This is a genomic window from Pseudomonas sp. Sample_9 (genome assembly GCF_004307535.1).
GTDB classification, from domain to species: domain Bacteria; phylum Pseudomonadota; class Gammaproteobacteria; order Pseudomonadales; family Pseudomonadaceae; genus Aquipseudomonas; species Aquipseudomonas mercuritolerans.
In genome coordinates, this window is record NZ_RAZO01000043.1 from 1 (window position 1) to 5793 (window position 5793).

The 5793-nt window shown below is 58.7% G+C and carries 5 protein-coding genes and 1 pseudogene; 1 reads left to right on the forward strand and 5 read right to left on the reverse strand.

Annotated elements, in window-relative coordinates:
• The 3 genes from ahpF to D6877_RS02645 form a co-directional block, all read right to left on the reverse strand.
• On the reverse strand, positions 1 to 1231 hold a 1231-nt coding region (gene ahpF, locus D6877_RS02635), incomplete at its 3' end, for an alkyl hydroperoxide reductase subunit F (protein WP_130909744.1).
• A gap of 124 nt (positions 1232 to 1355) precedes the next feature.
• A complete protein-coding gene (gene ahpC, locus D6877_RS02640) occupies positions 1356 to 1919 on the reverse strand; it encodes an alkyl hydroperoxide reductase subunit C (protein ID WP_016774916.1) in 564 nt (187 codons plus the stop codon).
• Between the two features lie 137 nt (positions 1920 to 2056).
• A complete protein-coding gene (locus D6877_RS02645) occupies positions 2057 to 2995 on the reverse strand; it encodes a site-specific integrase (protein WP_130909745.1) in 939 nt (312 codons plus the stop codon).
• Positions 2996 to 3172: 177 nt separating this feature from the next.
• On the opposite strand from D6877_RS02645, the gene D6877_RS02650 reads away from it, so the two are divergent.
• The gene (locus tag D6877_RS02650) at positions 3173 to 4189 is read left to right on the forward strand and encodes a DNA-binding protein (protein ID WP_130909746.1); all 1017 of its coding nucleotides are present in this window, start codon (positions 3173 to 3175) and stop codon (positions 4187 to 4189) included.
• Here the strand turns inward: D6877_RS02650 and gorA are convergent.
• Together gorA and D6877_RS02660 are read right to left on the reverse strand one after the other, a co-directional pair.
• A complete protein-coding gene (gene gorA / locus D6877_RS02655; RefSeq protein ID WP_130909747.1) occupies positions 4186 to 5544 on the reverse strand; it encodes a glutathione-disulfide reductase in 1359 nt (452 codons plus the stop codon). The genes D6877_RS02650 and gorA overlap by 4 nt on opposite strands.
• Before the next feature lie 129 nt (positions 5545 to 5673).
• A pseudogene (locus tag D6877_RS02660) lies at positions 5674 to 5793 on the reverse strand (UTP--glucose-1-phosphate uridylyltransferase); the annotation flags it as partial.

A 5793-nucleotide genomic window follows, 5' to 3' on the forward strand; every position in this document is an offset into this window, starting at 1 on the left:
GCGCACTGGTGATCACCGTGACGTTCGGCAGGCTGTGCAGCTTGCGCTGCAACACAGCATCGGCGCGCAGTTGTACGTCGAATTCCAGCAACGTTACGTGCGAGACGATACCGGCCAGATCGATGGCCGCTTCAACGCCCGAGTTACCACCACCGATCACCGCTACGCGCTTGCCTTTGAACAGCGGGCCGTCGCAGTGCGGGCAGTAAGCCACGCCCTTGTTGCGGTATTCCTGCTCACCGGGGACGTTCATTTCGCGCCAGCGTGCACCGGTCGCGAGGATCACGCTCTTGGCTTTCAGGGTTGCGCCACTGGCGAAGCGAACTTCGTGCAGCTCACCGTTCTTGCCCGGGATCAACTTGTCGGCACGTTGCAGGTTCATGATGTCGACGTCGTACTGCTTGACGTGTTCTTCCAGCGCCGTAGCCAGCTTCGGCCCTTCGGTTTCCTGGACGGAAATGAAGTTCTCGATGGCCATGGTGTCCAGCACCTGACCGCCGAAGCGCTCAGCAGCGACACCGGTGCGGATGCCTTTACGTGCGGCATAGATGGCCGCCGAAGCACCGGCCGGGCCACCGCCGACGACCAGCACGTCAAAGGCTTCCTTGGCGCTGATTTTCTCGGCCTGACGCTCAATCGCGCCGGTGTCGAGTTTGGCGAGGATTTCCTCCAGGCCCATACGGCCCTGGCCGAAGTTTTCGCCGTTGAGGTAGATGCTCGGCACAGCCATGATCTTGCGATCGTCGACTTCGTCCTGGAACAGCGCGCCGTCGATGGCGACGTGGCGGATGTTCGGGTTGAGCACGGCCATCAGGTTCAGCGCCTGAACGACGTCCGGGCAGTTCTGGCAAGACAGCGAGAAGTAGGTCTCGAAGCTGAACTCGCCTTTTAGCGAACGAATCTGCTCGATGACTTCAACGCTGGCCTTCGACGGGTGGCCACCGACTTGCAGCAGCGCCAGCACCAGGGAGGTGAATTCGTGGCCCATCGGAATACCGGCAAAGCGCAGGCTGATGTCGGCTCCGGGGCGATTGATCGAGAACGATGGTTTGCGGGCATCGTCACCGCTGTCGATCAGGGTAATTTGGCTCGAAAGACTGGCAACGTCTTTCAGCAGTTCCAGCATTTCACGGGATTTCGCACCGTCGTCGAGGGATGCAACGATCTCGATCGGTTGGGTGACCCGTTCCAGGTACGATTTCAACTGGGCTTTAAGATTGGCGTCCAACATACGGGCGATTTCCTTTATTTGAGGCGAAAAAAAGCCCGAGCGAATCTCGCCCGGGCATTTTTATTGGGCGGTGCAGCTAACTTAAGAAGGTGCGGCGTGCCGCCCTGCGTTGCATGTCACAGACTTAGATCTTGCCGACCAGGTCCAGCGACGGAGCCAGAGTGGCCTCGCCTTCTTTCCACTTGGCCGGGCAAACTTCGCCTGGGTGTGCAGCGACGTACTGAGCAGCCTTGATTTTGCGCAGCAGCTCGGAAGCGTCACGGCCAACGCCGCCATCGTTCAGTTCAACGATTTTGATCTGGCCTTCAGGGTTGATCACGAAGGTGCCACGGTCAGCCAGACCAGCTTCTTCGATCAGCACGTCGAAGTTGCGGGAGATAACGTGGGTCGGGTCGCCGATCATGGTGTATTCGATTTTGCCGATGGCTGGCGAAGTGTTGTGCCAGGCAGCGTGAGCAAAGTGGGTATCGGTCGAAACGCTGTAGATTTCCACGCCCAGCTTCTTGAACTCGGCGTAGTTGTCGGCCAGGTCTTCCAGCTCGGTCGGGCACACGAAGGTGAAGTCGGCTGGGTAGAAGAACACAACGGACCACTTGCCTTTCAAGTCAGCATCCGAGACTTGAACGAAGTCGCCGTTTTTGAACGCGGTAGCTTTGAACGGTTTTACTTGGCTGTTGATGATAGGCATCGATGACTCTCCGTCAGGGGTTATGAAGTTGATGGGTGAATCCTACCCACTCACTCGACGGAAGGCTCATTGGCAAACCTGATACTGCTGATTTGTTTTCGCTATTAGCTGACTGTATTAATAGAAGAAAACGATCTCTACGCTTGATCCGGCTTATCCATAATCCGAGCCATTCCCTGGAATGGGCTGACCTCAACATAGCGCATGGCGGATTTCATGTCCTTCCAGCCGACGTAACTCATCAGCGATTTCAGGTCCCAGCCGCTTTGATGCGCCCAGGTTGCAAAGCCGCGTCGCAACGAGTGGCTGGTATAACCGGCGGCGGCAATCCCGGCACGTTGCAGAGCTTGTCTCAACAGCGGAATGATGCTGTTGGCGTGCAAACCCTCCTCGCTCAGATTGCCCCACCGATCAATGCTTCGGAAAACTGCGCCGCGTACCAGCGCGGCCTCGGTGATCCAGTCGATATAAGCCTGCACCGGACACAGCTTGAGCAGCGCTGGGGCCTGATAGGTCTGTCCGAGGTTTTCCCGGTCGCCCTTGCTGCGCGGCAGATACAAGGTGATTCCCTTGCCAGCACTGGCCTGCACATGCTCGATTTGCAAGCGGCACAACTCGTCGCTGCGAAAGCCTCGCCAGAAGCCCAACAGAATCAGCGCGCGATCCCGATAGGCCTTGAGCAAGGTCGGGCGGTCCTGTTCCTGGCGGGCGGATTGCGCCTCCTGTTCCAGCCAATCGATCACACGTTGCAAATCCTGCAGTTGCAATGGTTCGGCCTGTTTTTCCTGCGCCGGGTGCAAGGCGCGAATGCCCTTGAACACCTTACGCACCACTGGCGCCTTGGTCGGGTCGGCAAAACCCTGACTGTTGTGCCACTGCGCCAGCGCCGACAGGCGCAATTTCAGCGTGTTGATCGATAGAACCCCGGCGTGCTCCACCAGATAGCGCGCAACGCTATCTGCGGTGGCCGGGAGAAATCCGCCCCACGTCACCTCGAAATGCTCGATGGCCATGCGATAGCTGCGGCGGGTGTTGTCGCGGGTGGCGGCTTGCAGATATCGATCAATGTCACTCATGGGCGGTTTTCTCGCTGGTGTACGGGTTCAGGCATGCAAAAGCGCATTTTGCCGCCTGACATTGGGTAATACCAGTATATCCCGCCTGTTTTACATCAAGGATTTACCTATATTTTCAGCATGGTACACTGCGTACTTTAGTGGCATGTACCACAGTACGTAAACGTAGGAGTTCACATGGCCCGTGGCGGCATTACCAAAGCACTGGTGCAAATCGCGCGCACAGCGATCCTGGCTCGTGGCGAACACCCAAGCATCGATGCAGTACGCATCGAAATGGGCAACACCGGCTCGAAAACCACGATCCATCGCTACCTGAAAGAACTGGATGACGGCGCACAACCAGCAGAAGCGTCAGCAGAACCGATCGATGATGAGCTGACCGCCCTCGTCTCTCGCCTCGCCCAGCGCCTGAAAGAACAGGCGCAGGAGCCCATCGAGCAAGCCCGAGAACAGTTCGAGGAACAACGGGAAGCACTGGAAACCGAGCTGAAGCAGACGCGCCAGGCGCTGGAAAAACTCGAACACGACCACGACATTCAGGGCGCCGCCCTGCAACGCGAATCCGAGGCGCTGAGCAACACCCGCTCGATGCTGCAAACCGAACAGACGCGCAATGCCGGCCTGAACCAGGCCTTGGCCGACTTCGAATTGCGTCTGCAGGACAAGGACGAGCAGATCCGCTCGCTGGAAGAAAAACACCTGCACGCCCGCGATGCGCTGGAGCATTACCGCAACGCCAGCAAGGAACAGCGCGAGCAGGACCAGGCCCGCCACGAAGGGCAACTTCAGCAGATACAGGCGGAACTGCGTCAAGCCCAGCAGAGCGCGCTGGTGCGTCAGGATGAGATCACGCAGTTGCACCGCGACAACGAACGCCTGCTTACCGAAAACCGTGGCACCCAGCGCGAGCTGAACCTGGTGCAGGATCAACTCAAGCAGAGCAATCAGCGTCAGGATCAGTTGCTCGAGCAGGCGACGCGCATGGACAGCGAGCGCACCCTCCTCCAGGAACGTCTGCGCGTGGCGACACTGGAAAGCCAGGCGCTCAAACAGAGCGTCGACGAGCAGACGCAGCTCAATCAGTCACTGGAAAAGGAATTGCTCAAGGCTCAGGCGAGCCTTGAGGACAGCCAGCGTCTGGCGGCTACCGTTGCGGCAGCGCCAGAATCGACCAAAGCGAAGGATGCTTAAGCGCTGACTGGCGTGCGCATGGTCACAAACTCTTCGGCAGCCGTCGGGTGTACCCCGATGGTGTCGTCGAAGTCGCGCTTGGTCGCGCCGGCCTTCAAGGCGATCGCCAGACCTTGCACGATCTCGCCAGCATCCGGGCCGACCATGTGGCAGCCAAGCACCTTGTCGGTCTTGGCGTCGACTACCAGCTTCATCAGGGTTTTCTCCTGACAGTCCGTCAGGGTCAGCTTCATCGGCCGGAAGCGACTCTCGAAGATCACCACTTCGTGGCCACATTCGCGCGCTTCTTCTTCGCTCAAACCGACTGTGCCGATGTTCGGCAGGCTGAACACGGCGGTCGGGATCATTTTGTAATCCACCGGACGATACTGCTCCGGCTTGAACAGACGCCGCGCCACGGCCATACCTTCGGCCAGAGCGACCGGGGTCAGTTGCACGCGACCAATGACATCACCCAGCGCCAGAATCGACGGCTCGGTGGTTTGATACTCGTCGTCGACTTTGATAAAGCCCTTGTCGTCGAGCTGAACATCGGTGTTTTCCAGGCCCAGATTGTCCAGCATCGGACGGCGACCGGTGGCGTAGAACACGCAGTCGGCTTCGAGCACTCGACCATCCTTGAGCGTGGCCTTCAAGCTGCCATCAGCCTGCTTGTCGATGCGCGCAATGTCGGCGTTGAATTGCAGATCGAGGCCACGCTTGGTCAATTCTTCCTGCAGATGCTTGCGCACCGAACCGTCGAAACCGCGCAGGAACAGATCGCCGCGATACAGCAGCGTGGTGTTGGCACCGAGGCCATGGAAAATTCCGGCGAACTCGACCGCTATATAACCGCCGCCAACCACCAGCACACGCTTGGGCAGTTCTTTGAGAAAGAACGCTTCGTTCGAACCGATCGCATGCTCATGCCCCGGGATTTCGGGGATCTGCGGCCAGCCGCCAGTGGCGATCAGGATGTTCTTCGCGGTGTAGCGCTCGCCGTTGACCTCGACCTCGTGCGGCCCGACGATTTTCGCGTGCGCCTCGTGCAGGGTCACGCCGCTGTTGACCAGCAGATTGCGATAAATGCCGTTGAGGCGATTGATCTCGCGATCCTTGTTGGCGATCAGGGTGGCCCAATCGAAGTTGGCTTCGCCCAGGTTCCAGCCGAAACCGGACGCTTGCTCGAAGTCCTCGGCAAAGTGCGCGCCGTACACAAGGAGTTTTTTCGGCACGCAGCCGACATTGACGCAGGTGCCGCCCAGATAACGGCTTTCGGCCACCGCCACTTTCGCCCCGAAGCCGGCGGCAAACCGCGCAGCCCGCACACCGCCGGAACCGGCACCAATCACATAAAGGTCAAAATCGTAGGCCATTTCTATCTCCTCGGCAGGCCATCAGCATACCCGCAGCCATTCATTGGGCAAGCACTGCCATCCATATAAGGGCGGAAAATGAAAAAGCCACCCGAAGGTGGCTTTCTCTTGCAGACGGGGCAAACGCTATCAGTAAGCTTTGCCAGTCTTGTAGAAGTTTTCGAAGCAGAAGTTGGTCGCGTCGATGTAGCCTTCAGCGCCACCGCAGTCGAAACGCTTGCCCTTGAACTTGTAGGCCATCACGCAGCC